The 1353-nt window shown below is 65.4% G+C and carries 1 protein-coding gene; it reads left to right on the forward strand.

The annotated features are described in order from the left end of the window. The first annotated feature begins 261 nt into the window (after positions 1-261). Complete coding sequence (locus tag DA085_RS20585) at positions 262-1341, forward strand: ISL3 family transposase (protein WP_161958594.1); 1080 nt, start codon at positions 262-264, stop codon at positions 1339-1341. Positions 1342-1353: the final 12 nt, after the last annotated feature.

Here is a 1353-nt window from a genome sequence, read left to right on the forward strand (position 1 = left end):
TCGGGACCCGTGCAGGGGCGGGAGCGAAAGGGGTTGACGTGTGACGCGCACGTCGTGTTGTCCGTAGGTTCGGGATTGCTGAAGTCCTCGATCCGATGGGAGCAACACGCGTGCGCGTCACCACAGCATTCAATCGTGTCCTGGCCCTGGATGGCACCCGAGTGGTGTCGGTGGCCTTCACCGAGGACGGTCTGGTCCTGGGGGTGCGAAGGTCCGCGCGGCTGCACCGGTGTCCCTGTGGCCGCAAGATCCGAGGGCGCTATGACGTGGCTACCCGGCGCTGGCGACACGTGGATTTCGGGTGCCACCAAGGTGTGGTTGGAAGCCAGCCTCGCCCGGGTCGCCTGCCCGGCCTGCGCCAAGGTGCGCACCGAGCGGGTGCCCTGGGCCCGTCCTGGCGCCCGGTTCACCCAAGACCTGGAAAACCTCATCGGCTGGCTGGCCCAGCGGATGGACAAGACCAGCGTCTCCAAACTGCTGCGCTGCTCCTGGGCGGCGGTCGACCGGGCCGTGGGTCGCGTGGTCGCTGAGCACTTGCACGACTCACGCCTGGATGGCCTGTACCGGATCTGCGTGGACGAGATCTCCTACAAGCGAGGCCACTGGTACCTGACCGTGGTCGCTGACCACGACACCGGCCGGGTGGTCTGGGTGCGTAAGGACCGCACCAAGGAAGCCTTCGAGGAGTTCTTTACCGCACTGGGGCCCGAGCGCACCAGCGCCATCGAAGCGATCAGCTCAGATGCCTCCTCGATCTATCTGCCCGTCGCCAAAGAGCAAATCCCCCAGGCCAAGATCTGCCTGGACCCCTTCCACGTCATCACCTGGGCCAACGAGGCCATGGACGCGACCTACGCAGCCAACCCCGGCCCGACTCCGACAGGTCAGGACAGCGGCAATCGCGGGCAGTGGCAAAAACTGCGGACCTCGCTGCGGATGGGCGCCGAACGCCTCGATGATGACCGGCGCGCTACGGTCAACCGACTACGCCGAGAACGCTACCGAGTGTTCCGCGCCTGGGAACTCAAAGAGAAGCTGCGCGACCTGTACCGCACCATCGAACCCGATCACGCCGCAGCTCACCTACGCTCCTGGCTCACCTCCGTGCGCCGCTCCAAACTCCCCGCATACAAACACCTCGCCCGACGACTCGACCGCCACTTCCAGGAAATCGTGAACGCCGTCGAGCTCGGACTGTCCAACTCCAGAGCCGAAGGAATCAACGCCAAGATTCGCGTGATCCAACGCCGCGGCTACGGCCACGCCAACCCCGACTCCCTCATCGCCATGATCCACCTCTGCCTCGGCGGAATCAGCCTCCCGCTACCCACACAAAGGTGAGGAGACGGACAT

Origin of the sequence: Ornithinimicrobium cavernae, from assembly GCF_003121625.1 — a bacterium.
In the GTDB taxonomy this organism is placed as follows: domain Bacteria; phylum Actinomycetota; class Actinomycetes; order Actinomycetales; family Dermatophilaceae; genus Ornithinicoccus; species Ornithinicoccus cavernae.

Bases quoted from the DNA above. Each gene is read 5' to 3' on its own strand.
- DA085_RS20585 (WP_161958594.1), top strand. From the start codon at position 262: ATGACGTGGCTACCCGGCGCTGGCGACACGTGGATTTCGGGTGCCACC.